This window comes from Arthrobacter sp. efr-133-TYG-118 (assembly GCF_030209755.1).
In the GTDB taxonomy this organism is placed as follows: domain Bacteria; phylum Actinomycetota; class Actinomycetes; order Actinomycetales; family Micrococcaceae; genus Arthrobacter.
This window is the reverse complement of sequence record NZ_JARVRH010000010.1, coordinates 216,736-241,594: the sequence shown is the minus strand read 5'-3', so window position 1 is coordinate 241,594 and position 24,859 is coordinate 216,736. Positions and strand designations below refer to the sequence as shown.

The following is a 24,859-nucleotide window of genomic DNA, read 5'->3' as shown; positions in this document are numbered from 1 at the left end:
CTTCTACCTCGGCGGTTTCTTGGCTCCCGTGTCGGTCACACGGTTGATGAGTTCTGCGAGTTTGTCGGTCATCCGCTTACTGAACAGCCCGGTCACCCCGGCGACCGACGAGACCGTGAATAAGCTAACGCCGGTCGACGACGTCGACTGACCGGTGCTGAGAAGACCGGCAGCGACTGCGGCGATCACCAAGGACGCGAGCAGACCGCCTTGGAAGGGTGCGGCGACAAACCATACGGCACCGTGATATCGAGGTCCGCCGCGTTTGCTTTGTCGTGTACCTCTAGACTGGGCCAGTTCCGTAAGGGCGTGGACAAGACTTCCGAGCATGCCCCAGAGGATCGCCAGCAGGAGGACGCCCGCGTCTGCGGTAAAAGTAATGTGTATGCCCAGAACATTCAGGTCCGGAAGAATCGGCGGCTCGGCGGTGACGGTTGTACTTGCCGTCTGCCGGGCGACCTGCTCAACCTGCTCCAGCGCAGACAGCAAGGTAACACACGCAAGGCCTGTGGTCGCGGCGACCACCAGGAGCCATCCGAGGACGACCCACGACGCCCGTGTGCTGAGTGGTCGTAAACTTCCATCGCCTTGGTCGAGCGACTCCCCTAACGCCGCGTTCACAACGGTGTCCGGAGTTCGACCAAGCATCGCAGGGCCGGCAGCTTCCGGATTTGGTTGGTTGTCGGGTATCGACCTCGGCGCTCCGCGGGGAACGCCAATCACACGTGCAGGCATGCTCATGACAGTGCATCACCCTCTTGCAATTACTTCAATACAACCCGCGTCACCAAATATGGCTACGGTTCGAAAGGCATGAAGAACAATGCTGAGAGGCCTAGGATCCCGCACTGTATGAAATCCGTCAACTACCCCGCGGTGGCTTGTCAAAGTTGCCGTTAACTGCGACACGTTGATGCACAACGCGGGAGCTTTTCAAGGGCAACTCTGACTCGTCGAGGGTGGAGACCAACGATATCTTCTGGGAGAGATTCACTTTAGTATTTCACCCGCTGCAACGGTTGTCGCAGGCAGGCTGCGTGCTTGTTCGGCTACAGGGCCTGCAGGACGAGGCGAAGGAACGATCCAGTCTTCTGCGCTTCGTCGTGATCAGTGGCGTGGCTTGTTCGAGGAAAACGATGCTGTTGGAGCTGCTTTAACGTCATCGCGAAATGACGCAATCGCGGCCCAGATTTTGGCCCGACTTCCTAGCCCGGGCCCGCCCCATCGGGCCGGGAAGCATCTCCCTGTTCAAGACCATCGAACGAGAATTCTGGGCAAACCGTCAAGAACCGGGCCGAGTGGGCTCTCCCCGGAGACTAAGTGGTTCTTAAAAAGACGAGTACCAACCACTCGTGACCCATCTGTTGCCGACCTCGTAGGCTACCGGTCGCGCCGCCATCTCAGCCATTGTTATGACGAAGTGCCCGGTATGGATTCCACGCACAATGGTGTGCCTTTCGGTCTGGGGGACTGTTTCGGCAAAGACTCATCACTTAAACCCCCGCAAGAAGGCTCAAGCCATGCTGCAGCCCCATCCCCTGGCTCGATATCTGTCTTTACTCGCAGCGTGAACCTATCCAGCAACGGATTATTGAAAGAAGGATAGCCATGGAAGACACAGTTTCGGCCCTTGAGGCTGACTTGGTCCTTGAGGGCGGGGGTGTCAAGGGAGCAGCCCTTGTCGGATCGCTGAACGCTCTGGAAAATCACGGCTACGCCTTCAAGCGAATCGCCGGGACGTCGGCGGGGGCCATTGTAGGATCGATGCTTGCCGCGGGCATGACGCCGGCAAAGATCAAGTTGGCGATGGAGGAGGACTTCCGCCAATTTCAGGACGTTGCCAGGGTCTTCAAACACGCCGAGGGCGCTGGCGAAGCGTTCGGATTGTTGTTCAAGGAAGGCATGTTCCTAGGAAACCGACTGCATGAGTGGATAACCAAGAAACTCTCGGACAACGGCGTCAAGACTTGGGCGGACCTCAGGGATGAGGACGCCGAAAGTGCTCTGCCGCCGGAGCGGCGATACAAGCTTGTGGTCATCGTCTCTGACGTCTCGCAGGGCAGGATGCTAAGGCTTCCCTGGGACTACAAGGAATTACTGGGAGTGGACCCCGATGAGCAGCCGGTTGCTGATGCCGTGAGAGCATCCGCTTCAATTCCATTCTTTTTCCGACCGTTCAAGTTGCCCGTGGGTGGTGTGTTTGCGAAGAATGGCGACATCCTGTGTGTGGACGGCGGAATGTTGTCCAACTTCCCGGTGGATATCTTCGACAGGGATGACGGCAAGGATCCGCGCTGGCCGACGTTCGGTATCAAGCTTTCGGCCAATGCGGCCTTGGCCGACGAACAGTGGGCACCCACTGCAAACAACCTCGAATTTTCAAAGTCGCTCCTTAGCACGATGATGGGCGCCCACGACCGCGCACATGTCGACGACCATCCCGGTGTACAAAAACGGACAATCTTTGTCGACACCACTGGATTCAAAGCGACCGACTTCGAGCTCACGGGCCCGCAGAAGGTAGAGCTGTACACGAGCGGTTGGACCAGCGCCCAAAAATTCCTTAAGGGCTGGACATGGCCCTGACGTCCTCTCCGGGGCTCAAGCGGACACTGCTTGGGGCCTGGACCTTAGAGCGTCCCAGACGGGAAAGGCCGCCGTGTCGTGGCCTTATCGACACACACAGAACAGGCATGGGTGCCGGCCTTGACGCGGCAGCTATAGCCACGAAAACATCAAGCTTTCGAGTCACTTCCGACCCACGGCTTCCTAGCAAATTTTTGACCGGTAGCGGGTCCTGACCTCCAGAGACCGCGCTGGAGCATGATGGGCAACAAAATGGCAACGACAAAGGTCGTAAATCAAGCGAAATCGTCAAGCGGCGCTTTGTGGCCGTGGACTAGTCGCGCAGCATTGTTGACAGTGCCAGTGGTTCTGGTAGTCCTGCTATTTATCTATGGATTTGCCAAGGCAGCACTGGGTTGGCCGGACAGCCGCTACGAAGGATGGGTTCTGCTAGGGGTAGTGTCACTCAGCCTCCTGTCAGTCTTTCTACTCGTCGTTCAAGTACTAGCTGCCTCCGGCGCGCGAATTGAGGTGCCCGGCGGCATAAAAATTTCGTTTGACTCGGCGTCAGCTCAGGCCGCTTCGAGCACACGCAGTACGACGCTGAGCGAAAATCTCGGGACCCCCGAAAGCGAACCCGTTCCCCAGAGTTCTGTTACGAGCATCTTGCGATCCTTGCGCCGCGCGCAGAGCAGTGATATCACGGTGGTAGACCTCGGAAACGGGCAGAAATGGTGGGAGTCTCGCCTCTTTATCCTTATTGCAGGTGCGGCGAGGCGTACTCGGCCACAGGCTATCGCGTTTATAGGCGACCGTAACGGGGCCCCAGGGGTCTTTCTAGGCTGGGCCGCCCCGTCCGATTTGCTCGAACAAATTCTTGCTTCTAACGATTCTCTTCGTATTGCACATCATGCCGCAGCCGCGATGACCGCCCGATGGCAGATTGGCGAACCGGTGAAGCCGTCTCCCGGTGCATTCCCTCAGGTGCTCTTGCCTTGGAACAATCAGCCGTTCTTCCTTCCCCCAAGCAACGAAAGTCCAGACCCCGACTTTGCTTTTGAGCTTTTCCTACAGCAAAACGTGGATGTTCCGGACCTTTCAAGTCTCCGCCGACATGTGCACGTTCAACGATTGCGTGATCTCTTTGAACCGGTTCTGGTTACTGACCACGCCGATAAACAAGCAGGCGTCGGTGACTGGGCAAACCTCTTGACATCCAGTCCGCGAAGATTCTTCGCACTGACTTCCGCTGGTCGGTTCCAAGCCCTTGTCCTAAGAGACGCCCTCGTGAGCGCCTTGGTCGCGCGTTTGGTTGCTGAGGCAAGCACCGACGAGCAGAACGACAAGAGCACCGGTGGCTGAGTCTTTATCCAAGCCGGTGGAACCAAAGCGCAGGTATCCAATAGAAGGTCGGCCGATGGCCGTTGAAGAATACGGCCAGCCGTATCTCACGCTTGCGCCGCGGCCTCATGATGAATGATTGGCGAAGTCGAAGCGGCGTCCTGCACAAACCATTGGAACGAACACATGCTTTCACCGATAACCCTTACAGGTTTGAAATGGACATCTCGGGCCCCAGTTCCACCAAATACTGGACCGGTCACTGGACCAACGTCTGGCAAGACACCGCTCCCCTTCTGGCCGGAAGCACCTACTGCGCAGTCGTGCACGTCTATGGCACCAGGGGCGAATGACTCAAGTGGCAATTCCTCGGGTGCTTCAACACCTGATAGCCGATCACTAGGAGCGGCAGGACCGCCAAAGCTGCGCCGCGAGACAAGGATGGCTTGTGCATGAGCCTAGGGGGCTGAACATCCGAATGGGTGCCAGTCCCCCGGGTTATCTTGGGCCCTTGGTATTGCAAGGCGCAGAAAGGGAATGATTTCAGCCCCTGAAGCCTTGACCGAAAGGAGGCTCGGCGGGACAATTCCCGCAAGCAACCTTGCGTTCTCTGCCTTGGTCCAATCAACTGCGCCAGGGCGAGGAACAGGACAACCCGACGGCTGCAATTTTGTGTCCGCTTGGACCGTCGGTGACACCAGAAAGCCCTGGTCCACGGGTAATTCTCTGAATAAGTCCCACCCTCAGTTAGTGAGGTCCTGTGTTGAGATTCCGCATTGAGATATCCCTATCTGCCCTGTTCGCGGCACTGGCCGCGGTTACGATTGTGTATCAAGGTGGGTGTAGAGATGAACAGCCACAGAGCCACTGAGCAACGGTTATCCGGATGGGGTCTCGCACCGCTCCTCGTTGCCCCTCCATTGTCCATTGCCTACGATCCTTACGACGACCCGTCTACGAACGCTGTGCGCACCATAGCACTCGGGCTGATTCTTGGCGCATTTCTTCTCGCTACCTTTGGCCTGCAGTCTGCATGGAGCTCTCAACGAAGAGATAGATACATGCTCGGAAGAATATCTAACGGACTCGACGGCTTGGAACGCCAGCAGAGCATGCTCCTTATGACGAGGGAGAGCATCGATGATGATGCCGAGTGGCGCGTCGGCAGAGAAATCGATAAACAGATAGTAGGGCTTAGGAGCATGGCTCTCGAACAAGCGCGCCACAGTTTCTATTCGGCCCAATATGCGATGGGCGTTGGACTCCTTGCGGTGATCGGTTTCGCCACTATAGCTGTGCTTGCACCCACCATTGGCGGAGTTGTCATTGCTGGCACCGCTACTGCTGTTATTGGTGGGGTAACCGCATATATCACCAAGACATTTCGAAAGGCCCACGATGTCGCTTCTGAGCGAGTCAAGGAGCTCTATGACTTACCGGCTAATATCGCGCGTCAGATGCAGATTCGTAATCTCATTCTTTCAATTACCGACGATGCCGCGAGGGCCGATGTTATTAAGAGTTACGTAATCCAAGAGTATCCGCGAATTAGCCACCTTGCGGAGCTTGAGAGCAATGGAAAGAAGCGCCGTAGGACAAAAGATCAGGACACCAGCGCTCCGTAGCCCGCTAACCTGACACGCAACAACAGCTCACTCCGAATCGGAGCCCAGCGCGTTCACGCACCCGCCCCCACCGAAGATTGTCGGAAGACGCTGAGATCTGATTGATCGTTCCCCGGCGGCCGATGGCCTCGACGTGGAAGGGAAGTGTCGTAGGCCGTGCCCGCTGGTCCGCAGCGTAGTCGGTGAAGGGTTAAGCCCATTGCCAGGATTTCACCGCACAGTTGGATTCGGCGGGGTCAAGGCGCGCCGGGACCGGCTCGAAATTGACCGCACGGATCCCGGAAAGGTGGTGCACCTAGTGATGGACAACTACGCCAGGCACAAGACCCCTGAGGTCAAGGTATGGCTTGCAGCCCATCCCCGCTTCACCGTTCACTTCACTCCCGCTTCGGGATCCTGGCTGAACCTCGCAGAAGTCGGGTTCGGCATCATCGACCGGCAGGCCATCCGGCTCGGCGTCTTCACCAGCGTCAAAGACCTCAACCAGAAAAACCGCCGATTCATGACCGACTGGAACGACCGCCGCCACCCGTTCGTCTGGACCAAAACCCCGAACAGATCCTCGCCAAAGCCAACCGCTTTAACTACTTCAGAAACGCTACACTAAAGCTTTCTTGGCCCACTGGTGCGTGAGTTTTGGGTTGCGGTATCCAAATCGAGGTCGGCGGGCTGTCCTTGTCCACGAAGCGGCCCGAACCGTCGCAGGCCAGGGCTGCATCCGTGAGCAGCTCATTCGAGTTGTTCAGACAGGAAATAGAAGACCCCGCGGCGCCCAGGATGAGCAGCCACGGGGTCAGGGGGTGATGAAAGAAAAGCCGAGACGACCAGAATGGAGCGACGATCAGTATCCGTAGCCGTCGTCCGGTTCGTTTGGCGCCCCTAGTAAAGATAGGCAGAAGGATCACGAAGGCCTGGCTCCACAGAGCGTGCGCGGGGAGCATCATGCTGCCGCACTCTGCGGGATCGCCGCTTCGTGTTTGGCTGCCTGCCGTGCGTCGCTCGCAAGTAATCGGGCAATCGTGAACGGGGTGTCTGAGATAGGGTGCACAGCACGGCCTTCGGGGCCAGTGATCTGCAGAGCTCCACGAGTGGCATGGATGCAGTAGACAACCTGGTTATGGATGTTGCGATCTACGCTGAGCTCCAGGACGGCGTCACGGATGTATTGGTCGCGAAGAGCCTTCTTGAGGTCCGCCAGGAACAACAAGGCCCGGGCCTCTTCGATTTGTTGGTTGGTGGGTTCGCTTAAGCGGATCATGATTCTCCTCTCCTCATTGAGTGGCTGATGCTATGCAAAAGAAAAGAACCGGTGGGGTTCTCAGACGGTCAGGGGTCAATGTTGCGAATGACAGACCCCCGGCGGCAGCGCTCTTGGCGCAGCCACCGGGGATCGGCTATTCAGTTGTCAGGCTCAGTTGCCGAAAGGCAGCTCGTCCTGGACGGCGGAGCTGTCACGCGCGGCGACGCCGGCGGGGACCGGAGCCGGTGCAGCGGCAGCCGGGGCGGCCTGGACCTCGCGGTTTGTCTGCTCGGCGGCGCTCACGCGCTGGGCCAGGCGGTTCTGCACAGTATGGCGGGACTCAAGGAAGGTGATGCCGGTGGTAATGACCTTCAGATCGCGGACGGTCTCGCCGCCGCGCTCATACTCGTTCATGCGCAGCTCGGTGCCGACGGCCACGAGGTCACCCTTGTGGACGTTCGCGTACGGGGTCGCCTCGAAGTTGGCGTCCTTGTTGATGAAGGTCTCCAGCGGAATGGCGTCCGCAAGGCGCTCACCGGCGCGGTTCTTGTAGTTGCGATTCACGAAGACGGTGAAGACGACCTTGGCGGAACCGTCCTCGTTCGCGAAGACCTTGGGGTCACGGGCGAGTCGGCCGATGATGGTTCCGTTGTTGGCGACGTTCGACATGGTGTTCTCCTTGAATTGTTCGATGGTTACCGCGCCGCATCGACGCCGGAAGGTGTTGTTCCCGCCCGTAGGCTTGCCGGAGGGCGAGACGGGCTTGTCTGTCAGGGCACACCCCGAATCGGCTCTGCCGATCGGATGCTCTTGCACTGCTTTTGCTGTTCCCGTATCAGCTGCGCTGATCGGTATCCGTGCTTTCTTCGCCGAAGGCGGTGTTCTTCAGTAGTTCAGGCGCGTTGCGATGTTGCTGCTGATCTCACGAAGCAGCGCGGTGTTGCTGCCGCTGGTTGGCAGCGCCTGCCTGCCCTGTGCTTCGTTCTCCTGAACCAGCTGGTAGAAGGCGATCATGTTCTGCGTCCGAAGCTCGTCGCAGATCTTCGTTTGGACGCGTGCCAGCTCTTCGGAGATATCGGTGAGCCGGCTCTGCTGGACATAGCAGTCGAGCTCGAATTCGGTGGGCTGGCGCTCAGGCATGGCAATGTCTCCTGTAGACAATGGATGGTCTCTGTCAGGGCGGGACCCGGATCAGCTCTGCTGATCTACGCGGAGTCGAACTTTTCTCGGGAGGCAAGCAAGTACCCCGGGACGTAGCAGGGGCACACGGAATCCGTGCACCCCTGCCGTAGGTGGATCGATGAAGGCCTCAACCGGCACCATTCAGCGCGATGAGGCGAGCCCGCTCCTTCATGAGCGTCAGGCCGAGCATGTTCAGGCCCCGGCCGTCGGACACGTCCACACCCAGAAGCGGTCGCCCCAGGTATTGCCCTCGACGAGGAGAGCGTCAGCGGTGGCGATCAGTGCGAGCTCCAGATCCCGGAACTTGCCGCGGACAACCATCTCCATGGCGGAGAGCCGCAGGTCGTCCCAGCCGGGACGCAGCGTCACCTTCCGCCCCATGCGCTTGGCACGGCCCGGGGTCTCCCAGGCCAGGACAGCAGCGCGCTCCGCGGGGTCGACGGTCTTCAGGGCCTGGAAGGCGTGCTCGGCGCTGGCAGCCTGGATGACTTCCAGGCCACCCACAAGGCCGATCTCGAAGCCGCCGGCGAGGCCAGGGCGCAGAGCCGGCGCAACGAAATGCACTTCGAGAGGGGCAACGTGGAAGTTCGACAGGAAGCGGTGCTCACGGTCGAAGCGGGTGATGGCATCAGACATGGCGCTACTCCTCCTTGAGGGTCTCCCAGACTTCCTTGCATTCAGGGCAGACCGGGTACTTCTCCAGGTTCTTGGACGGCGTCCACTTCTTGCCGCGAAGACAGGCTCCCCCGTCATGGAGGAGCGGACGATGTCCTCTTTGCTGACGTAGTGCGACAGCCTGTAGTGCTCGCCCCCGCCGTCGTCCTTTACTCGCTCCTCGTTCTCGACGATCGAGCTGAAGAGGGTGTCGACGTCGATCTCGGTGTCCGTGCTGGCGTTCTGGAAGGTGGTGCTCATCAGGGTGGGTCCTGTTCTGTGCTGGTTCAGGTGGCAGCTCGTGATCAGACCGGATCGCCGTCCTCGTCGTACTCGGTGCTCATTTCTTCGGCATGCCAGGTGCGCACTGCGTTGAGGGCCTCGTCGAGGCTCTCGAAGTGGTGTGTCCGGCCGGGGCCGAAGACGTAGGAGTAGACCGTGACGCCCAGGATCTTCAGAGCGCCATCAGCACCGCCGCGCCGGTTCCAGAAATTGCCGAACTCGAGAGCAACGTGGCCCTCACTGAACTTGCAGTAGCCGGCGCTCAGCTCGAAGTAGTGCTTGTACGCCTCGTCGAGCAGACCCTGGAGCTCCTGGAGCTTTGTCAGCTCGCTGTCGTCGATAGCCGTCATGATCGTAGGTCCTGTCCTTTTCGTTGTGTGAGATGTTCAGAGGATCACCAGCCGGAAGCTCTGGCTTTAGCGGAGTCCCTCTTCTGCTTTGCCGTCCATTCGGCGACCGCTGCTTCGCCGGTGTTGCCGGCGATGGAGCTGTCGATCGGCGACAACAGTCCCAGCCACTGGGCTGAGTACTCGTTCGCGTGCTCTTCGACGGCGAACCGGGCGATCGGGTGACCACCGGTGTTGACCACCAGGTACGGGAGGGCCGGATCGTGCTCGGAGGCGAGGGCGCTCATGAAGGATTCCTGTTCTGCTGAGGCCGGCAGGTGCGGCTGCCATGTCTGAAAGTCGGTCAAATGCCTGAGCCATCGAGAATGATCCCGAAGCAGCTTTGCTGCTGGCAGTACTCAATGCGGCGTCACATGCTGAGTTCCGTGTCCGGCAGTCTTGCGCTTCTCAACACTCACCGAAGACACATTTTTCCGGTCCCTGTGAACGCCATGCTTAGAATCCAGGCATGGGAACAAAGACTGTCATCCATCGCTTCAGCGATGTTTCCGGTGCGACCCTCGATAGCTCGAAGAAGCCAACGCTCTTTTCCGTTGACGACAAGGGCTACGAAATCGACCTCACCGATGCAGAGTTCAGCGAGTTTCAGGAGGTTCTGGAGCGATGCGTGAGCGCCGCACATCAGCTCTCTGGAAAGCGAAGCGCTGGCCGACCACGGCCGGCTAAGCCGGATCTGGCGAAGATTCGCGAATGGGCCGAGGCGAACGGTTATTCCGTTGCTCCGCGAGGTCGGATCGCACAGAACGTAGTGGACGCTTATGACAAGGCGACGGCCATCGCCTGAGCGCCTCGGCTGGCTGTTACTCTCGATCGCATGGCGATGTGCAACGACTGCAAGGCTTTGACCGGACTCGGAGTGTCCGGCCGGAAGAAACCGCCACACGCGGCGCTGGTACCGGTCGGTGAACTGCGAGAGATCGCTGTGAAGGGTATGCGCGCCGACGAACAGGACTACCGCTGCACGGAATGCGGCCAGCAATGGATTCATGAGACCGGCAACGCGGGCCAAGGTTGGATTGCCGTCAGGCGCAGCGACTGACTGATGCTTTAGCGTTATTCGCAGCTTGCGATGTCGTTGCGTACGTGCAGGCGCTTCGCGAAGAAGCCCGGCCCGACCGCGAAGATGCCGCGGTGTACCTCGTAGAGTGCCGGGCATACGGGACCGGAGGCCCAGGCCTGGATCTCCTCCGGGAACAGCGTCCGGCCGTCCCAGGCGAGGTGCCAGGCCTGGCAGTAGTAGACGAGCTTCTGCAGTTTCATCGTCGACATCGTTGGATTCTCAGGGTGCTCTACCGCGTTCTTGGAGAGGATGTACTCTGCGACATCGAACACTGTGGTTGTGGTCGGCGCACTGGAATCGGACAAGATCTCAGCCATCGCTTCAGCCCTTGCCCTGCTCGAGCGTGCGCCGATGGAACAGCCTCAGCGTCTCGTCGTCCAGCTCCTCCGGCATGACAATCAGAGTCCGCCGGATGTTGCCGTTCTCATCGGTGCGCATCCCGCACGAGAGCTCGACCTTCTCCCGTTCCGGGTCGATGATCCAGCTCTCGTGCGGGATGCGGATCTCGTCGACGAGGTAGATCGTCTCGAAGACGTTGGTCTCCGGCTTCATCCACTCGAGGACCTGCTCGCTGTCGAGTGCGTCCTGCGGGATCTGGAAGATGAACAATCCGCCCCTGTGGCTGGACTCCCAGTACATCAAGCCGAGCAGACCCTGCTCAACGCGGCCGCCGTACATGAGCATCTTGTCGAGCCAGTCGAGGTATTCCTGCAGCGTGCCGGTGAAGCCCGGCTTTGCCTCGAGTTCGCGACGCCCCTGCTCTGTCTCCTCGAAAGGCGGCAGCGCGGTCATACAGGTCAGGAGCTCGCCGTCGTCATGCTGTTGCTCGGATTCTGCCATGATGGTCAGCCTTCCTTCGTGATGAGCCGCAGCCGGACGGCGCGGGAGGAGAACGGGCCGACGAAGTGCTCTCTCACGAACACTACGACGCCGGCGTCGATGAGGCTCTGGGCTGTGCCCTCTCCCTCGGACCAGTCCTTGACGAGGACTTCGTCAGCGGTCTCGGGAAACAGCCCGTACACGGCGAGGTTCACCGTGAGCACTTCTTCGGGCTCGCCATCCTCGGTGCCGAGGACAAGCACGGCAGTCCGCGGGTCGAACAGCAGCTTGCCGGTGAGCTCGAGCGAGCCGCCGCAGAACCGAATGGTGACCGCTTCGGCGACGACGTTGAGGCGGGGCGCTTCGCTGAGGGTCATGGTGTCTCCTGGGATCGGGCGTGGGTGGAAACGCGGCGTTTCCGGTCACGAGCTGGGCGCGAGAGGCCCGGCAGAGTGATGGGCATGGCGTGTGCCTTGTGCTTTCTGGTGTCAGAGCCCGTGAACGGCGTAGTCGTAGACCTCATCGCATTCGGGTCGGCATTCAGGGTTTCGGCCCTGTGCAGCTCGGCCCGGCGAGTCCTGGCCTCGGCCAGGTCGTGCACTGTTGCGAATGGCCCTTCGGGAGCCAGGCCTGTTACGGCCGTGCTCTCCGCCGTCGAGCGCCTGAGCTGACGGAGGGTCAGCCAGGTGTCGAAGGTGACTATGAGATGCACAGCCAGGCCGACGAGGATGAAGACCAGAAGCATGGACGCCCAGCTCTGGGCGGGGGTCATCGTGAACATGGCGTGGTGGCTCCTTACAAGCGGGTGGTCATGAGATGTGGCTCGTTGGAAGGATGCGGATGACGCGTATCGCCTGCCGGCAAAACTGGAACCGGGCGTGGTTCCGTCCATGCCGGCATGGGGAAATACCGTCGGCGTGGACGTTGTTCAGCGGGTGCGGGATAGTGAGCTTCGCCGCGAGCGCGCGGACCTGCGGATCGCGCATGCGCTTGTCGGCGTCGTGGAGGTCAGCGAGCTGGGCCATGTTGGACTCCTCGTGAAGGTGTGTTCCGGTACAGAGAGATGTCTCTGTCGATGAAGATCCCGGGCCAGCTCTGCTGGCCTGGTTTGTCCTGCTTGACACACCGGCGCACGCTTGCGGGAGGCCAAACAACACCGGCGAAGCCGGAGCCGTCACACGAACGAAGCACCGACGCCTCTTCGGCATCTTGACGAGCTGACTATTTTTGGAGAAACCGGCCCTTCTCCCCCGTCCCCATGCGCTCGTCGACGGCGTGCATTGCGGGAATTACAGGAGTTCAGCGCCGGGCATTCAGAGCAGGGCATCTGCTGATACGTGCGGGCTGGCGATCATCGCCGACGGTGAAAGCACGGCTTGGCGACGTGACATCCAGGCTGAGCACGTTACGGGTAATCCCAAACTGTGTGGCCGGATTAATGAAGCGGGAACCAAGTAACCGGCACTCTACCGGCATCCCGTTCATGGATATATGAATTGTTGGGCCAGACCGGTCCCAACGCTGCGTCACAAGGCAATAGCGCCGTCTGCGAGCGTCATGCCCGCACAACTGTAGGAGTCACGCAATGACCTTTCCAGACCAGCTTCTGGGGCTTCAGGAAGTCGGAAGCGAAGTACAACCCTACTGGGCTGTCGGCAGTCCGGACGGCTCACGCTTGCAGCTCGAAGCCGGCGAGTCTGTTCAGTTCACGTGTAGTTGCCAGGTATCCGGGCTCAAGCCTGCCAGCTGGAAGTTGCCGGACGGGACCACTCTGATTGTCACTGATCGCCGCATTGCATTTCTCACCATGGACTTTGACAAAGGAGGAGGATGGGTGGGGCTTGGAGCAGTCGGGCTTGCAGTTGCACTCACAGCGAACGCGGTGAGCAAAGCCCGTGCAAAACGACGAAGTGCGGGACTTGTCGCGATCGGAAACATTAGGCACGAATGGATCGAAAGTGTGGTTCTGCGAGAGCAAAAACCGCTGATTGGCGGGGCCGACCATTACATAGACATCATGGTTCGAACATCCCGGGGGCTAGCAGGTATCGAGCTATGGAGTGGTCGAAGCGTCGTCGTTCCGAAGCTGGCACTCTGGCTTGCGGCCATGATCGCTTGGCATCGGGCCTCGATATCGGTCCCGTTTACCGTCGCGGAGCGCTTTGAATTGGAACGGCTCAAAAGCCTCGCAGAACGTGGCGTGACAATACCAGCCGGCAGTTTCACACTTCAGATTCCCGGGAACGTCGAAGCGTCAATCACAGCCATCCAGGCGAATGAGCGGTAAAAACGTGACAGATCGTTCTTCTTGCAGGCGGCGCCGACGTTGACGGGAGAGAAGCCTCAGGCGAAAAGCACGCCCGTCCCATGGGCAAGGTCGCAAACTGTTCATCATCGAAAGGGGACCCTGAACGGTATTAAACGATGGAAGGACGAAAACTTTGCACCCTCAACCAGCAACGCACCCTTTGTGCTCCCTGGTCTCCAAACCGACCATGGCGTTCGTAATACTTACAACCGCCTCCCAGGCTGTTCAGCTTCCGGCAACCGGACGTGCGATCAATACGCTGCCAGGTCCTATGACGATAAGCAGTCGACACTGAAATCGCTCCTTGCTTTGCACAAACTCAAACAGTATGGCCCGGGAAACACTGTCGGCGTTGTTCAGGCAGTCAACACTTTTTGCGGGGTCACAGGCCTGGGTGAGGGGAAAAAAGCAAACCGCAACAACTCTTCCTCAATTGATAACGCCGTTGATTGGACGTCTAAACAATGGACGATCGGATCTGCCGGCTAAGCCCGGAGCCGCCCAAAGGAGGGCATCTTCCGGTGCAGTGGCGTGAGTCAACGGTTCTCACTTACGGTGACAAACGGGCAAGGAGCTTTACATGAGCCGACGGACAATTTTCATCAGCGGTGGAGCGGCCATCGCAATATTTGTGGTCGGTTTGCTTTCGTGGTGGGTACTAGCCGGAGCACGCGGAACGCCGACCCCGCCGGTGGCGACGGCGTCTGCCACCGGGTCGTCCGCTTCCCGGACTAGTTCGCCCGTCCCAACTGAAGTTGCGGACGCCATCAGCAGCTTGCCGGCGGATCCGGCAGAATACGTCTCGACACAGAGCCCGGTCCGGGCAGAGTACGGTCAAGCCTTTCCGCCGGGCACAAAAACCCATGTGGTCGAAAACAGCTGGTCGACGTCGGGGGCCTCGCAGGGCCTCGTTCAGGTGGAAATCAGCAAGCCCAACCAAGCTGATCAAACGTACGCCGCCATGATGGTTCTGGAAGACGGCAAGTGGAAAGTCCTCGCAACGGTACCGGTGACAAGATGAAAGGTGACCGCGCGCGATTGCTGTCTGCCGCGTTAACAGTGGCTGCTCTCGTTCTCATGGGTGTAATGGCAGTCCCGTTAGCCGCTGCGGAAACTCCCTCTCCCCCGGCAGGTTTGAGCACTGCCGCCAACTTTCGCACGGACACCTGCAGCCAATACGGTGTGACCGCGGCACCGGACGCAGACAAAGACGCGAAAGGTCAGCCCATCGTGTCGAAGCCTGTCGACGGTAAAAGACCTGTTCCGGTAATTTTGGTCCATGGGTGGAACGGCTCGACCGGAACGTTTACCCAGCCCATCGATCTGTTTGCCGACGGCGGGGACGGCGGAGACGGCGTAAAATTGCCGTTCTCCCTTACCGGCCAGCTGGAAAACATTCCAGGTTTGGCGATCTATAACTTTGACTACAGCCAGTACTCGAACCGATGGGTGAATGATTCGAATATCGGACCACGGCTCGCTTCCGCGATTGAATGCCTTACCGACTTCTACGGCACCAAAGCTGAAATCATCGCGCATTCGATGGGTGGACTCGCCGCACGCTTCGCCCTAGACCAGAAGGCAACCAAGGGGCCGGCGATCAAGGACCGCGTCAGTCAGGTCGTCACCTTCGGAACGCCCAACACCGGCTCCGCTGTTGCAGCATTGGCAGCGAAGGCGATCGCCAACGGAGCCGCCTCAAATCTGACCCGTCCCAACGTCGCCAGCGGGGTCGCCCTAGCCGCGTGGATCATCACTTACATATGCGGACGTCAGATGACCCACAGCACTACGGACTTGACCTTCCCGTGCGACAATCTTCCGTCCTTCATCACAGGATTCGACTCGGATGCAGGCCAAGCCTTGCGCTCTGGTTCCCCGCAACTTCAGGCTTTGGCCGCTTGGCCGTCCACCGTCCATGTCACTGCGGTCGAAGGTTCCACCATGTTTAGAGGGATTTCACTGTTCGGCGCCGGAACTGACGGGCCCGGAATCAACGGAGGTGATGTCATCGTCGCCAATGATTCTGCCTCCGCTGGAAGCGGAACAGTGAAAGACGAATCATGCGGCTTCGCGTTGGCGGCAGGAGCGGATGGAGGCGACACTTTCCTTCAAGCCTTTGGCCCCACATTGGGGGCCGTAAAAGACGGTTTCATCGGGCACGTCTTCGGTAAAACCAACCCGTGCTTCCACATGAACCTTCTGCGGACGATCAACGGCACCAATGCTGCGGTCGGCGCCGTCAAGCCCGAAGCGGCCAACGCATCCCCCATCGCAGGCATCAAGGGTACCTACACAGACCGGTCTCCCTCTGATCCGGTCCCGGGAAAACGAGCGGCCATTGTCACGATCACGTCGGTGAGCAAGGTTTCGCCATCACAGACGCAGACCGTCATCATCTCGGGAAGCGGGTTTGGGAATCAGGCTCCGTTCAACGGTGACTTCCCGTGTATTGAAGTTTCTGACTTGACGGCTGGGTGGAACGCCGGGCACGGCGATCCTTCGTACGCGCCCGGCACAGACACCGGGGCGTCCTGTGGCACCGCCCAAGAGTCCGCCGTCGACTTGGTCACAATTCGGGTTACAAGTTGGACCGACACCGCCTTTACGATTGCCGGATTCACAGGCCAATACGGGAATCCTTATGTCTTGACTTCTGGCGACCAGGTAAGGTTCCGGGTTTGGAACGCGCAAACAGGAGCCGGCCCCGCCTCCTACACAACGACTGTGCAAACCACGGGTTCGCCTTACTAGGAATTACGAAACCGCGCAAGAGTGCGGCTTAGCTCAGGAGGTCTCCGGTGGCCCGGCTCATCACCTAGCGTCCGCACACGCTGACCATTCTGCACCGCGCCAGGAAATGTCGACGGTCTGGTCTGGTCTGTTTTGGGTACGGCCGTACGCTTGCGGGAGGCCGAAGAACACCGGCGGAGCCGGAGCCGTCACATGAAAGAGAAGCCCCGACGCCATTGGCATCGGGGCTTCTCTTGGTGGTGACCAAGCGGCAGTGAAGTTGATGACGCGCCCCGTCCAGGGGACCTCGGCCTCGCGAGTATGAGGTCTGCAGGCGCTAGCCTCCTGCAGTACGGAATCGAACCGTTCGCATTTGGTGGGTCCGACAGGATTCGAACCTGCGTTTTCAGTGCGTCGCGCTGTGCTGCCGCGCCTGTCGTCCGGGTCTCACCTGCCGCTGGTGCCTGGGGAGTCGAACCCCGGTGAGTCAGAACGCCTGATGCTGTGCCGTTGAGCCACAGACCCTTGCGCCGGGGTACTTTCCCCGGCTGGTCCTGATGCCCGCAACGCGATAGTCGCAGCTCGGGCTTCAGAAGAGTGTGAGAGAGCAAGCGCCGCCTGTCCGGTTTCGCAGTTCGTTGGCCGCCTCGTAGCGTCGGGGAGCTACCCCGATTCCCCTAGCATTCGGATCCGCGCTCAGAGGTCATGCCTCGTCTTGCGCTCGTCGTCTCTTCGCTCGCCGTGCGGGTTCTTGTCGTCGTATGCTCTCCGTCCGTAGGCTCGCCGGAGGAGCGGCGAGCCTACGGAGGCGAGATTGGACGAGCGGCCCTCCAGTGACCACGGGTGCGAAGCTCTCTTGCTACGTGGACTGTGCTGTGTGCCTGTTACCGGCCGCTGGCAGCTCAGTCCCTCGTCCGGCGTAAGCCGGTCCGGTCGGAGTTCTCGCTCGTCTTCTCGAGCCTCGAACTCTGTCGATGATGTTCCCGAGTCGGCTGTGCCGACTCTGTTTTATTTGCGGCCGAGGCTCTGACAGTGCTCCGGTGCTCCGTATGCGCCGGTCTTGGCGTACTTGGGCAGCTCGGCGGCGGAGAGGTAGTCGTTCCATCGCTCGGGCTGAGCCGCGCTCTTGGGGATCCAAGCTTCGGCGTAGCCGCTTTTCAGCTGGGCCAGGTTCACGTCGGGAATCGCAGCCGTGGACACGTACGCGAGGGATCGCCCGTAACGGTCGGTGCGATCCACGCCGGGAGCCTGGTCGTGGGTGATCGTGACCTCGGTGCCCTTGGGCAGCAGCTCGGTCAGATGATCAGTCGCGGCCCGTGCACCGCATTCCGGCGGTGCACCCTTGCCGTAGTTCATCTCCGGCGCATCGATGCCCAGGAGCCTCACTATGTGCTGGGTCCCGGCGTCGTTGGTGGGCTGCAGATCGGTGATTACCTGAACCTCGATCGTGTCGCCGTCGACGACACGGACGATCGTGGTCTTCACAGCCTTGGCCTGCGCCCCGGCCGCTGAATGGGTGGGCGTCGCCTCCGGCTGGGCCGGAGCAACCGGGCTGATGGTCTGGTTGGTCGAGACGGGCTGGCTCGGCACGCCCTGGCAGCCGGTGAGGGCAAAGATCACGGTCAGGCCGACGAGGATCGTGAGCGCGCTGTGCCGGCCGTACGCTCCGCCCGTAGGCTCGCCGGAGGGCGAGCGGACCGGGAGGCCGGAGACAGGGAGCGCGCTTGCGAGGTACTGGGTCATGACATGGTGGCTTTCTGTCTCAGATGAACAAGTGCTCGTGTGCCGGGGCGTACGCCTCCAGGAAAATCGCGTGATAGGTCGCCGGGAAGTCCGTCCAGCGGACGCTCTCGCAGACGCCGAAGTGCATCCGATCCCGATAGGCGATGACGTAGGCGGCTGCCTGCTGGTCGACGTATCGTGCCGTCTCTCCCTCGAACTCGATGTCGTGCCATAACTCGCCGTCGAGGCTCATCGGCAGGGTCATCGTGATCAGGGCCGGGTCCGTGGCTGTGCCGTTGGACAGAGCGCCATCGGGCAAAGGGCTCTTAGCGGTGTTGTCGCTGTGTGACATCGGAAGTGCTCCTCAGGTCAGTAGTCGGTTCTCGCCGTACGCTCGCGGGAGGCGAGCAGCAGGCGCAAGAGACGGCGCTGTGTCGGTTTCACCACGCGGCCCGCCGGAGGGCGGTCAAGCACGCCAGGCGTACAGTGGGAACGAATGACCCGCCTCTCTTCAAAGAACACCCCGGATCGACTTCGTCGATCCCGACCGGCCTCGCCTATCGAATGCCACGACGACGACTGCGGGCCCCCTGGTGACATCAAAACCCGTACACCCAGCGCCTGCTTCCCCCGGCGTCCGCGCCGAATCTCACCGCGGTCTACAACAGCAAGCCGAAGGATGAGATCACCTCGGTCTCGCAGATCAGGCGAGGGCTCGTCTCAATGCTCTCGTCATTCACAAAGACCCCCGAGCAGAAGACGAAGATCGCGGCCGCTGGCTCATGCCTGAGCGACGCGGCGCTGCACGCGGGCTTCTCGGCCGGATCGCTGCATTTCTTCGTGGGCGGCGCACCCCTCGGCTCCGGATCGGTGGTCGAGCACCTTGCGACTGGCAAAGTCAAACAGCTGTGGACCTTCACGTCGTTCACAGGCATGATGTCGGGCTGCCTGCGAAGCGCCTGAGCTGCTGTGAGATGAAGAACGCCCCGGTCGCATTCAGCCGGGGCGTTCGTGTGTGAAAGGGAAGGTGAGGCTGCGATCCGCGCGGCGCAGTGGACGCCGCCCTCAGGGGGAAGAGTGGAAGTCGTGCACCGCGCGGACCCCAGCCGTACGCTCGGGGGAGGCGTGCAAAGCGGAGGCATCTCGTGAATCTAGTCCGACGGTAACACGATTCGATAGAACGTATCGAACCACTTGCACAATCGTATTGAATGATGAGTAGAATGGATTCATATACCAATCGAATGCGAAGTGAGAGACAGAGAGCGGGGTCAGACATGACTGAGTCCTCGACGACCACCGTCAATACCGACAAGCGCGAACGCGCGGTGCTCCGGCTGGGCCGTGACATGAAGCAGCGCGCGGAGTACTGGGCGCAGAAGCGTGGCTACTCCTCGGTGAACGAGTACATGGCTGATGCGGTGGACGAGAAGATCCGCCGCGAGAATCTCGACTACGACCTTCCGACGCTGGAGATCGCCAGGCTCAATCAGCTCGTCGACGAAGTCAAGGCGCTGTCGACAAACCAGGCCAACCTCGAGCGCGTGATCACCGCCGGGTTCGACTCGCTGATTTCTCTGACGCGCGGCGACTCGAATTATCTCCTCGACGAGGACGGTGAGCTCTGATGGGCATGACCGGTACGAGCTTCCGCGACCTGCTCGAGGATGCCAAGACGAGCGAGCCCGCCGAGGTCGACACCTCTTTTCTCGACGAGTACCGCAGGACGGGCACCGTCCCGAAGGGGCGACAGGACAGCGCAGCTCCACACCGGCAGGTGGAAGAGCTGGCACTCGAGCAGGATGCGGTTGAGCCTGAGGTCACCGTCGAACGCCTGCCGGAAGCGGCAAAAGAGGACAGGCCGGAGATTGTCGACGACCAGGTGTCGGTGCAGGAGCCGGAGACCGGTGAGCGCGATCGCGACGACGAGCGCGAGCGAGATGACGACATGCTTCAGTCGGACGAACCCAAATCGTCAGGCGCGGGCAGCCGGGGCGGCTCCGGGAACGTTACAGCTGCGCCGGGCGGAGGAGCAGCGCATCCCGTTCAGGACGATGGCATGGCACCGGTTCCTGTTTCCCCGCCACCGTCTCACAGTGATGGCGGTGACGCCGACCTCGAAGCGCAGCTGGACGAAATGCTCGACATCGAAGACGCGCAACGCCGGGAACGTGATCGCGTACGCGACATCTCGGCAGGTCGGAAGAGCGACCAGCGCGACGCGATCCAGGCGGCGGCATCGGGTGTGAAGGGTGGTGCTGCGAACGGCACCGGTGATTCGCTTCCCGAGTCCGGCTTCAAGCTCCTCGGTGCCGAGAGCCAGCTGATGGTGCGCAATCTCCCTTTCCCGCTGATGGAGGCGATGCGCGAGCATCTCAGGACCGCCGCCGTTCGGGAGCGCAGGGTCAGCGACAGCACCGCGAAGGCGTTCAGCAAGCGGCTGAGCCAGCCGGCCCTCGTGGCGGCGTTCCTGCTGGCGCATCTCGACGTGCGGATCAACACGGATCAGGCGACGCAGACAGCTGCCGAGCTGTTCCGATCGCAGGACCCGCTCCTGGGCTCCGCGGTAGAGCGGATGGACGCACTGGAATACCGGGAGAACGAGCACAGCGCGCAGCTGCAGCGACTCCAGGATGCCCTGCAGGTCGTACATGAGACCAGCGCGGCGATCGAGCAGGCGATCGCATACTCGATCGCGGACAAGACGGAGAACTTCCTCCGCGGCTCGCACAACATCCACGAAGCGCCGTTCACGCACAAGGACGCGATCTTCGTCCGCGACAAGGTCCGCGAAGAGACGAGGAAGCGCGCGAAGTTCGAACGGGACAAAAACGGGAGACCGATCCGATGACGGCAATTGAAACTCCCGGCGTCACCGCTCCTGCACAGAATCCAGATCCGGCCCTGGAGGACGCCGGGTCGTGGGTGTTCAGAGTGGCAGAGCTGTGGCTCGACCGCCGCGGGAAGTCCCGCGGGGCGTCTTGGGCTGCGCTTGTCGAGGAGCATCAGTTGAAGGCTCCCCGTCTTGGTGTGCCTGAGCGGATCAAAGTGGTGGAGATGTTGAAGCAGCGCTCCGGCGGGGCGATGTCGAACCGGGCGATCGCCGTCGTGTTGGGTGTCTCGGACAAGCAGGTCGGCGCGGATGTGAAGGAGATCCTGATGGCACGGGACCCGCTGTCGGCTTCCCTGCGGGCGGTTGAAGATGCCGTACGCGGGGCTGTGGATGCCGTATCCGCCCGGGAAGTGCTGGCCGAGGTATCAGGCAGGTCGCCTCGGGCACGGGATGCTCTGGCGCGGGTGGACGCCATGGTTCGGGATCTTTCGGGGCTTGGGGTCCTGCTGAGGGAGTCTCTGTCATGAACTTGATGACACCTAATGCCGACCTGGCTTCCCTGGTGGACGCGTGGCGCTCCGCAGGCAGGGATGACGCGCTGGCTACGGAGCTGTTCGACGGCTTGGCGCAGCTTCTGGCCCCGCTGGTGTCCAAGTACGGCGCTGACACGTTGACCGAGGCCTTCCTGATCCTGAAGACGACGAAGGCTGCTCCGGTCAGTTGGGCCGGGTGGCTCTGTACAGCGGTGAAGGCCGAGCTGGAGCGCTCGGCCGCGGCGTGGGAGTCGGCCAGCTCCAGGCCGGGTGTGTCCTCTCCGCTGGAGCCCTATGACCTTGCTGCCGACGCTCCTGCATCGGCTGCTGTCGCAGGCAACTGCCGGCTGTATATGGAGCTCGAGATGCTGCTTGTCGAGGAGGCCTGCTGGCCTGCGGAAATTGCCCAGGCCTGCGTTGACGAGCTAGTCACGTACATGGACGGATGCCGCGGTCGCGCCTCGACAAAGGCGCTGCGACAGCGGCTGACAATGCTTCCCACGACCCGGCGGTCCGCGGTGGCGCGGGCCCTGCTCGACGAGCGGGGCTACCTGGGATTGAGGGCGCAGGGCTTGAGCACAGCAGAAGCCCGGGCCGAGTGGCAATCACAGTATGGGTTCTCAGAGCTCCTCTGGCTCAGTCTCGCCCCTTGGGCGGCGTGGGCTTCGTAGACGCTGACTCTGGGGCTGCCTGGTGTCGGAGCCGCGCCGGAGGAGCTGGTCTGGAGCAGGATCCACCCGAAGAAGACACGAATTGCATAACAGATGATTTTTCGAAAGGACATCCCACCATGAACGAACCTACTCCCACGGATCCAGCGCAGGAGGCCGCTGCAGGACCAAAGCGCCTGGTTGCACGATTCCGGACCTTGCCCTTGCGGGTCAGGGTCATCTGGGCAGCTGCTGTCGCGGCAGTCATTCTTATCGGGATTCCCGCGGTGGCGATCGCCACCCGCCCCGGCAAAGTCGAAAATCCGGCACCGGTGGCCGCCGGGTCTCCTTCAGCCAACCCCGTGCTCAGTCCGAGTCCTACGTCCACACCCAGCGTCTCAGCAACTCCGAGTCTTGGTGATCCGGAGCCCGCGTCTGTACCGAGCGAGCCGACAGCGGGTGGCGGGGAAGCCGCAATGCCCGCCCCGGACGTTCCCGAGGCCGCAACAGATGCCGGCTCAGGCCAGCCTGCGCCTACAGCTGCCCGGCCCGCACCGGCCGTTCCTCAACCTGTCGCACCGCAGCAGCCAGCAGCGCCCGCACCCGCACCGTATGTTCCGCCTGCACCTGTCGCAGCGCCGTACGTTCCACCTGCGCCGGTTCCGGCTCCTCCTGTGGGACGCACGGAAGGTTTGAACCAGTCCTACGCGTCCATCAACAGCCATCGCGTGGCCAGCGGTGTGCCGGGCTTTGTCCCGCTCACAGCTGCTTGCTCGGCGGTGGCTACCGTGACAGGCACCGCACTGGACAGCTACCAGCACCAGGACGTCGTGCTGGGAGTTTTCGGCAGGACAACAGGGGCGGCTTTCTCAAAGGGAATCGATTACGACACCCTGACGGTCTATCGCTGCAGCTGAATGAACAGGGTTACGTGAGTGGGGGTTGGGGGCTGACGCTGTTGGTCGGTCCGTGTTGCCGCAGTGCTCGTTATTCTGGCCATGCAACGCTGCCTGGTCGGGATGAGAGAGCTCCTGGCAGAGAAGGAAATGACCTTGGCTTAGCTCAGCCGGAAGACCGGCATCAGCCAGGTGAATCTGCGTGTGCTGAAAAGCGATCGGGCCGGGCTATCCGCTTTTCCACACTGACTGCGATCTGCGAGGGACTGAAACTGTCAGGTCGGCGACCTGCTGATCCTTGCTCCCGGACCATCTGCTCAATAGGTACGTCCCGGACACTAGAGCTCCGGGTCCCGGTCCTCGATCGGATCATGGAGGGCGGGCGTGCCGGCGACGGCCAGCGCGATCGCGCCGATGACGGCGACGAGCGACGTCGCGTTCTGGAACGGGACGACAATCATGGGGCTGAGGGCGAGTGCGTTGGCCATGGCAGAGGACGCAAAAACCGTGCCGGCGAACCTCAGATGCTTTCCTGGGACAAGGGCGGCCGCCAAAGGCAGCAGTACTCCCAGCAAGGCCAGGAGTATGAGTATGGTGGCTTTCGTGGCCACCGGGTCCAGGACTCTCAGCCCGTCGGGAGGGGGCGCAGCCCAGAGCAGTCCTGCGGAGATGGCCGAGCAGGAGGCCACAGTAATTCCGAGGTACTTCAAGACAGCCGGATAGTGACGGGCAATCAGCTGCGTATTCATGGGTTCCCTCCAGATCGCATGACGGGTAGGCCGGCATGCGGCTTGTCGCTGGGGCTCTTTCGGTGCGCTCTCCCCCTTCCTTCAGGATCAGGCACGCCAGACCCTGGTGAGTGGTGAAATGCCGGGATTGAGTGTCCACTGACCTTGAAATTGAGTGGCGACGATCGCTGATTGCGCAGCCGATGAGTGGACTGCGGTTGGCGTACCGGGTTCCTGTGGATGGCCGAAGCTTGGTTGTTTCCGCTGGTGTCCCCTTGCCGGCCCGACAAATCTAGGCTTGCGTTGTGCCTTCTCCTTGGACCCTTCTGATCATCTTCATGCCGTCGCCGCGGGTTATTCATTGATCTTCGGTGCCGTCAAACTGCTGCAGCGCCGGAAGGGTGGCCAGATCCACAAGATCATCGGGCGGATCTGGGTCGCGGACATGTATGTCGTCGTCCTGAGTTCTTTCGGGATCCGGACTCTCGATGGGGGCTTCAACTGGCTCCATGCTTCCGCTGGACGATATTCAGTTTTCGTCAAGCCGATTCGCTGGGAATTGTCATGCGTCCGGCAAGTAAATCCAACTTTTTGTATGTCAATTTGATTTTTGGAATACCCGAGTCTCGCGTGCCCCGCAAAGACGGGTACCTCACCCTCTTGCCATCGCCATTTCGAGGTCCGATTATCACCTTGGACCCACTGTTGGGCCCGGTCTTAATCTGGGGTACACCGAATGTCTGGGAGTCAGCATGCGTGCTGTTCGGGCGGTTCTTTGCGGCCTTTTTAGCCTTGCGCTGCTTATTGCAGGGTTCACCCCACCGGCAATAGCAGCCACGATGAATGCGTCAACCACGTTGCCCGCTCAGTCCGCATCGAAAGATGTGCCAGCTGTCGTAACGCCGGCACATGGAAGTGAAGGCCGCGCAGGCCGTTGGGCGAGTGGCCCTCACGCCCGAACCCCTGTTTTGTACCGGGTAGGAGAACAAGCTGAAATGAAAGCAATTATAGGATCGGCTATTGGTGTCCTGGTGACGATCGGCGTCGCAATCTTCGTGATGTCGCTGATGGTTCCTCCGAGTGACCCCGGGTTTGGAGCGGGCGTCGCGGTGATCATCTCGGTATTCATCCTCGTAGAATTCGCCCGAATTCTGATAATGCGCCGAAGACGCCGGAACATCATTACCTAGCCTCTGCGTTCCATACAAGGTTCGGAATGGTGAACGGCAATCCGGTGAGTCGGCGTACCGTCCACCTCGGGATGCGCTAGAAGAACGCACC

At 60.8% G+C, this 24,859-nt stretch carries 32 protein-coding genes and 1 pseudogene; 17 read left to right on the top strand and 16 right to left on the bottom strand.

The genetic code is table 11. From position 1 onward, the window contains the following. Window positions 1-3: 3 nt before the first annotated feature. A complete protein-coding gene (locus QRN59_RS10025) occupies window positions 4-741 on the bottom strand; it encodes a hypothetical protein (RefSeq protein WP_284982361.1) in 738 nt (245 codons plus the stop codon). 900 nt (window positions 742-1,641) lie between these two features. Here QRN59_RS10025 and QRN59_RS10020 point away from each other — a divergent pair. From QRN59_RS10020 to QRN59_RS10000, 5 genes are all read left to right on the top strand, one after another. Beyond that, window positions 1,642-2,586, top strand: a complete 945-nt coding sequence (locus tag QRN59_RS10020) for a patatin-like phospholipase family protein (protein WP_284982360.1) — start codon at window positions 1,642-1,644, stop codon at window positions 2,584-2,586. A gap of 237 nt (window positions 2,587-2,823) precedes the next feature. After that, window positions 2,824-3,927 (top strand): hypothetical protein, encoded by a 1,104-nt coding sequence (locus tag QRN59_RS10015; RefSeq protein WP_284982359.1) that lies wholly within the window; start codon window positions 2,824-2,826, stop codon window positions 3,925-3,927. A 197-nt stretch (window positions 3,928-4,124) separates the two neighbouring features. Then, window positions 4,125-4,259 carry a hypothetical protein gene (locus tag QRN59_RS10010; RefSeq protein WP_284982358.1) on the top strand — a complete coding sequence of 45 codons (135 nt, stop codon included), beginning with the start codon at window positions 4,125-4,127 and terminating at the stop codon, window positions 4,257-4,259. A gap of 495 nt (window positions 4,260-4,754) precedes the next feature. After that, window positions 4,755-5,531, top strand: coding sequence for a hypothetical protein (locus QRN59_RS10005; protein WP_284982357.1), 777 nt, complete (start codon window positions 4,755-4,757; stop codon window positions 5,529-5,531). Between the two features lie 199 nt (window positions 5,532-5,730). After that, window positions 5,731-6,138: a transposase gene (locus tag QRN59_RS10000; protein WP_284982356.1), complete on the top strand. Its 408-nt coding sequence runs from the start codon at window positions 5,731-5,733 to the stop codon at window positions 6,136-6,138. Window positions 6,139-6,471: 333 nt separating this feature from the next. Here QRN59_RS10000 and QRN59_RS09995 read toward each other — a convergent pair whose 3' ends face one another. The 7 genes and pseudogenes from QRN59_RS09995 to QRN59_RS09965 all read right to left on the bottom strand — a co-directional run bounded on the left by QRN59_RS09995 (window position 6,472) and on the right by QRN59_RS09965 (window position 9,523). Next, window positions 6,472-6,789: a hypothetical protein gene (locus QRN59_RS09995; RefSeq protein ID WP_284982355.1), complete on the bottom strand. Its 318-nt coding sequence runs from the start codon at window positions 6,787-6,789 to the stop codon at window positions 6,472-6,474. A 153-nt stretch (window positions 6,790-6,942) separates the two neighbouring features. Continuing rightward, the gene (locus QRN59_RS09990; RefSeq protein WP_284982354.1) at window positions 6,943-7,440 is read right to left on the bottom strand and encodes a single-stranded DNA-binding protein; all 498 of its coding nucleotides are present in this window, start codon (window positions 7,438-7,440) and stop codon (window positions 6,943-6,945) included. Between the two features lie 216 nt (window positions 7,441-7,656). Beyond that, entirely contained in the window at window positions 7,657-7,911 is a 255-nt protein-coding gene (locus QRN59_RS09985; RefSeq protein WP_284982353.1) for a hypothetical protein, read from the bottom strand. Between the two features lie 234 nt (window positions 7,912-8,145). Continuing rightward, window positions 8,146-8,589 (bottom strand): NADAR family protein, encoded by a 444-nt coding sequence (locus QRN59_RS09980; RefSeq protein ID WP_284982352.1) that lies wholly within the window; start codon window positions 8,587-8,589, stop codon window positions 8,146-8,148. 4 nt (window positions 8,590-8,593) lie between these two features. Then, window positions 8,594-8,706 (bottom strand): annotated as a pseudogene (locus QRN59_RS09975) (DUF3039 domain-containing protein). Between the two features lie 206 nt (window positions 8,707-8,912). Next, window positions 8,913-9,239: a hypothetical protein gene (locus QRN59_RS09970; RefSeq protein WP_284982351.1), complete on the bottom strand. Its 327-nt coding sequence runs from the start codon at window positions 9,237-9,239 to the stop codon at window positions 8,913-8,915. Between the two features lie 44 nt (window positions 9,240-9,283). Further along, complete coding sequence (locus QRN59_RS09965; protein WP_284982350.1) at window positions 9,284-9,523, bottom strand: hypothetical protein; 240 nt, start codon at window positions 9,521-9,523, stop codon at window positions 9,284-9,286. A 221-nt stretch (window positions 9,524-9,744) separates the two neighbouring features. On the opposite strand from QRN59_RS09965, the gene QRN59_RS09960 reads away from it, so the two are divergent. Further along, window positions 9,745-10,080, top strand: a complete 336-nt coding sequence (locus QRN59_RS09960) for a histone-like nucleoid-structuring protein Lsr2 (RefSeq protein ID WP_284982349.1) — start codon at window positions 9,745-9,747, stop codon at window positions 10,078-10,080. A 30-nt stretch (window positions 10,081-10,110) separates the two neighbouring features. Continuing rightward, window positions 10,111-10,335 (top strand): hypothetical protein, encoded by a 225-nt coding sequence (locus tag QRN59_RS09955; RefSeq protein ID WP_284982348.1) that lies wholly within the window; start codon window positions 10,111-10,113, stop codon window positions 10,333-10,335. A 14-nt stretch (window positions 10,336-10,349) separates the two neighbouring features. Here QRN59_RS09955 and QRN59_RS09950 read toward each other — a convergent pair whose 3' ends face one another. The 5 genes from QRN59_RS09950 to QRN59_RS09930 are packed head-to-tail and all read right to left on the bottom strand — an operon-like array spanning window position 10,350 to window position 12,200. Beyond that, entirely contained in the window at window positions 10,350-10,673 is a 324-nt protein-coding gene (locus tag QRN59_RS09950) for a Panacea domain-containing protein (protein WP_284982347.1), read from the bottom strand. A 4-nt stretch (window positions 10,674-10,677) separates the two neighbouring features. Beyond that, window positions 10,678-11,196 carry a hypothetical protein gene (locus QRN59_RS09945; protein WP_284982346.1) on the bottom strand — a complete coding sequence of 173 codons (519 nt, stop codon included), beginning with the start codon at window positions 11,194-11,196 and terminating at the stop codon, window positions 10,678-10,680. A 5-nt stretch (window positions 11,197-11,201) separates the two neighbouring features. Further along, window positions 11,202-11,552, bottom strand: coding sequence for a hypothetical protein (locus tag QRN59_RS09940; RefSeq protein ID WP_284982345.1), 351 nt, complete (start codon window positions 11,550-11,552; stop codon window positions 11,202-11,204). Beyond that, entirely contained in the window at window positions 11,549-11,956 is a 408-nt protein-coding gene (locus QRN59_RS09935) for a hypothetical protein (protein WP_284982344.1), read from the bottom strand. The genes QRN59_RS09940 and QRN59_RS09935 overlap by 4 nt, the downstream gene beginning before the upstream one ends. Window positions 11,957-11,984: 28 nt before the next feature. Next, window positions 11,985-12,200, bottom strand: coding sequence for a hypothetical protein (locus QRN59_RS09930; protein WP_284982343.1), 216 nt, complete (start codon window positions 12,198-12,200; stop codon window positions 11,985-11,987). A gap of 560 nt (window positions 12,201-12,760) precedes the next feature. On the opposite strand from QRN59_RS09930, the gene QRN59_RS09925 reads away from it, so the two are divergent. The 3 genes from QRN59_RS09925 (at window position 12,761) to QRN59_RS09915 (ending at window position 16,237) form a co-directional block, all read left to right on the top strand. Continuing rightward, complete coding sequence (locus QRN59_RS09925) at window positions 12,761-13,462, top strand: hypothetical protein (RefSeq protein WP_284982342.1); 702 nt, start codon at window positions 12,761-12,763, stop codon at window positions 13,460-13,462. A gap of 601 nt (window positions 13,463-14,063) precedes the next feature. Further along, a complete protein-coding gene (locus QRN59_RS09920; protein ID WP_284982341.1) occupies window positions 14,064-14,504 on the top strand; it encodes a hypothetical protein in 441 nt (146 codons plus the stop codon). Between the two features lie 209 nt (window positions 14,505-14,713). Next, complete coding sequence (locus tag QRN59_RS09915) at window positions 14,714-16,237, top strand: esterase/lipase family protein (protein WP_284982340.1); 1,524 nt, start codon at window positions 14,714-14,716, stop codon at window positions 16,235-16,237. Window positions 16,238-17,224: 987 nt separating this feature from the next. On the opposite strand, the gene QRN59_RS09910 is transcribed toward QRN59_RS09915, so the two are convergent. After that, on the bottom strand, window positions 17,225-17,959 hold the full coding sequence (locus QRN59_RS09910; protein ID WP_284982339.1) for a thermonuclease family protein: 735 nt from the start codon (window positions 17,957-17,959) through the stop codon (window positions 17,225-17,227). Window positions 17,960-17,978: 19 nt separating this feature from the next. After that, on the bottom strand, window positions 17,979-18,290 hold the full coding sequence (locus QRN59_RS09905) for a hypothetical protein (RefSeq protein ID WP_284982338.1): 312 nt from the start codon (window positions 18,288-18,290) through the stop codon (window positions 17,979-17,981). Between the two features lie 371 nt (window positions 18,291-18,661). Between QRN59_RS09905 and QRN59_RS09900 the strand changes: the two genes are divergently transcribed. The 6 genes from QRN59_RS09900 to QRN59_RS09875 all read left to right on the top strand — a co-directional run bounded on the left by QRN59_RS09900 (window position 18,662) and on the right by QRN59_RS09875 (window position 22,871). Continuing rightward, window positions 18,662-18,901: a hypothetical protein gene (locus tag QRN59_RS09900; RefSeq protein ID WP_284982337.1), complete on the top strand. Its 240-nt coding sequence runs from the start codon at window positions 18,662-18,664 to the stop codon at window positions 18,899-18,901. A gap of 314 nt (window positions 18,902-19,215) precedes the next feature. Continuing rightward, window positions 19,216-19,566, top strand: coding sequence for a hypothetical protein (locus QRN59_RS09895; protein WP_284982336.1), 351 nt, complete (start codon window positions 19,216-19,218; stop codon window positions 19,564-19,566). After that, the gene (locus QRN59_RS09890) at window positions 19,566-20,789 is read left to right on the top strand and encodes a hypothetical protein (protein WP_284982335.1); all 1,224 of its coding nucleotides are present in this window, start codon (window positions 19,566-19,568) and stop codon (window positions 20,787-20,789) included. Before QRN59_RS09895 ends, QRN59_RS09890 begins: the two co-directional genes overlap by 1 nt. Further along, on the top strand, window positions 20,786-21,298 hold the full coding sequence (locus QRN59_RS09885) for a hypothetical protein (RefSeq protein WP_284982334.1): 513 nt from the start codon (window positions 20,786-20,788) through the stop codon (window positions 21,296-21,298). The genes QRN59_RS09890 and QRN59_RS09885 overlap by 4 nt, the downstream gene beginning before the upstream one ends. Beyond that, a complete protein-coding gene (locus QRN59_RS09880) occupies window positions 21,295-21,975 on the top strand; it encodes a hypothetical protein (RefSeq protein ID WP_284982333.1) in 681 nt (226 codons plus the stop codon). The genes QRN59_RS09885 and QRN59_RS09880 overlap by 4 nt, the downstream gene beginning before the upstream one ends. Before the next feature lie 119 nt (window positions 21,976-22,094). Next, complete coding sequence (locus tag QRN59_RS09875) at window positions 22,095-22,871, top strand: hypothetical protein (protein WP_284982332.1); 777 nt, start codon at window positions 22,095-22,097, stop codon at window positions 22,869-22,871. A gap of 317 nt (window positions 22,872-23,188) precedes the next feature. On the opposite strand, the gene QRN59_RS09870 is transcribed toward QRN59_RS09875, so the two are convergent. After that, entirely contained in the window at window positions 23,189-23,599 is a 411-nt protein-coding gene (locus QRN59_RS09870) for a hypothetical protein (RefSeq protein ID WP_284982331.1), read from the bottom strand. Window positions 23,600-24,573: 974 nt separating this feature from the next. Here QRN59_RS09870 and QRN59_RS09865 point away from each other — a divergent pair. Continuing rightward, window positions 24,574-24,768, top strand: coding sequence for a hypothetical protein (locus QRN59_RS09865; RefSeq protein ID WP_284982330.1), 195 nt, complete (start codon window positions 24,574-24,576; stop codon window positions 24,766-24,768). The last annotated feature ends 91 nt before the right edge of the window (window positions 24,769-24,859 follow it).

Excerpts from the sequence above, each read along its gene's own strand:
- QRN59_RS10025 (WP_284982361.1), bottom strand. The coding sequence starts at position 741 with ATGAGCATGCCTGCACGTGTGATTGGCGTTCCCCGCGGAGCGCCGAGG.
- QRN59_RS10015 (WP_284982359.1), top strand. The coding sequence starts at position 2,824 with ATGATGGGCAACAAAATGGCAACGACAAAGGTCGTAAATCAAGCGAAA.
- QRN59_RS10010 (WP_284982358.1), top strand. The coding sequence starts at position 4,125 with ATGGACATCTCGGGCCCCAGTTCCACCAAATACTGGACCGGTCACTGG.
- QRN59_RS10005 (WP_284982357.1), top strand. The coding sequence starts at position 4,755 with ATGAACAGCCACAGAGCCACTGAGCAACGGTTATCCGGATGGGGTCTC.
- QRN59_RS09995 (WP_284982355.1), bottom strand. The coding sequence starts at position 6,789 with ATGATCCGCTTAAGCGAACCCACCAACCAACAAATCGAAGAGGCCCGG.
- QRN59_RS09990 (WP_284982354.1), bottom strand. The coding sequence starts at position 7,440 with ATGTCGAACGTCGCCAACAACGGAACCATCATCGGCCGACTCGCCCGT.
- QRN59_RS09985 (WP_284982353.1), bottom strand. The coding sequence starts at position 7,911 with ATGCCTGAGCGCCAGCCCACCGAATTCGAGCTCGACTGCTATGTCCAG.
- QRN59_RS09980 (WP_284982352.1), bottom strand. The coding sequence starts at position 8,589 with ATGTCTGATGCCATCACCCGCTTCGACCGTGAGCACCGCTTCCTGTCG.
- QRN59_RS09970 (WP_284982351.1), bottom strand. The coding sequence starts at position 9,239 with ATGACGGCTATCGACGACAGCGAGCTGACAAAGCTCCAGGAGCTCCAG.
- QRN59_RS09965 (WP_284982350.1), bottom strand. The coding sequence starts at position 9,523 with ATGAGCGCCCTCGCCTCCGAGCACGATCCGGCCCTCCCGTACCTGGTG.
- QRN59_RS09960 (WP_284982349.1), top strand. The coding sequence starts at position 9,745 with ATGGGAACAAAGACTGTCATCCATCGCTTCAGCGATGTTTCCGGTGCG.
- QRN59_RS09955 (WP_284982348.1), top strand. The coding sequence starts at position 10,111 with ATGGCGATGTGCAACGACTGCAAGGCTTTGACCGGACTCGGAGTGTCC.
- QRN59_RS09950 (WP_284982347.1), bottom strand. The coding sequence starts at position 10,673 with ATGGCTGAGATCTTGTCCGATTCCAGTGCGCCGACCACAACCACAGTG.
- QRN59_RS09945 (WP_284982346.1), bottom strand. The coding sequence starts at position 11,196 with ATGGCAGAATCCGAGCAACAGCATGACGACGGCGAGCTCCTGACCTGT.
- QRN59_RS09940 (WP_284982345.1), bottom strand. The coding sequence starts at position 11,552 with ATGACCCTCAGCGAAGCGCCCCGCCTCAACGTCGTCGCCGAAGCGGTC.
- QRN59_RS09935 (WP_284982344.1), bottom strand. The coding sequence starts at position 11,956 with ATGTTCACGATGACCCCCGCCCAGAGCTGGGCGTCCATGCTTCTGGTC.
- QRN59_RS09930 (WP_284982343.1), bottom strand. The coding sequence starts at position 12,200 with ATGGCCCAGCTCGCTGACCTCCACGACGCCGACAAGCGCATGCGCGAT.
- QRN59_RS09925 (WP_284982342.1), top strand. The coding sequence starts at position 12,761 with ATGACCTTTCCAGACCAGCTTCTGGGGCTTCAGGAAGTCGGAAGCGAA.
- QRN59_RS09920 (WP_284982341.1), top strand. The coding sequence starts at position 14,064 with ATGAGCCGACGGACAATTTTCATCAGCGGTGGAGCGGCCATCGCAATA.
- QRN59_RS09910 (WP_284982339.1), bottom strand. The coding sequence starts at position 17,959 with ATGACCCAGTACCTCGCAAGCGCGCTCCCTGTCTCCGGCCTCCCGGTC.
- QRN59_RS09905 (WP_284982338.1), bottom strand. The coding sequence starts at position 18,290 with ATGTCACACAGCGACAACACCGCTAAGAGCCCTTTGCCCGATGGCGCT.
- QRN59_RS09900 (WP_284982337.1), top strand. The coding sequence starts at position 18,662 with ATGCTCTCGTCATTCACAAAGACCCCCGAGCAGAAGACGAAGATCGCG.
- QRN59_RS09895 (WP_284982336.1), top strand. The coding sequence starts at position 19,216 with ATGACTGAGTCCTCGACGACCACCGTCAATACCGACAAGCGCGAACGC.
- QRN59_RS09890 (WP_284982335.1), top strand. The coding sequence starts at position 19,566 with ATGGGCATGACCGGTACGAGCTTCCGCGACCTGCTCGAGGATGCCAAG.
- QRN59_RS09885 (WP_284982334.1), top strand. The coding sequence starts at position 20,786 with ATGACGGCAATTGAAACTCCCGGCGTCACCGCTCCTGCACAGAATCCA.
- QRN59_RS09880 (WP_284982333.1), top strand. The coding sequence starts at position 21,295 with ATGAACTTGATGACACCTAATGCCGACCTGGCTTCCCTGGTGGACGCG.
- QRN59_RS09875 (WP_284982332.1), top strand. The coding sequence starts at position 22,095 with ATGAACGAACCTACTCCCACGGATCCAGCGCAGGAGGCCGCTGCAGGA.
- QRN59_RS09870 (WP_284982331.1), bottom strand. The coding sequence starts at position 23,599 with ATGAATACGCAGCTGATTGCCCGTCACTATCCGGCTGTCTTGAAGTAC.
- QRN59_RS09865 (WP_284982330.1), top strand. The coding sequence starts at position 24,574 with ATGAAAGCAATTATAGGATCGGCTATTGGTGTCCTGGTGACGATCGGC.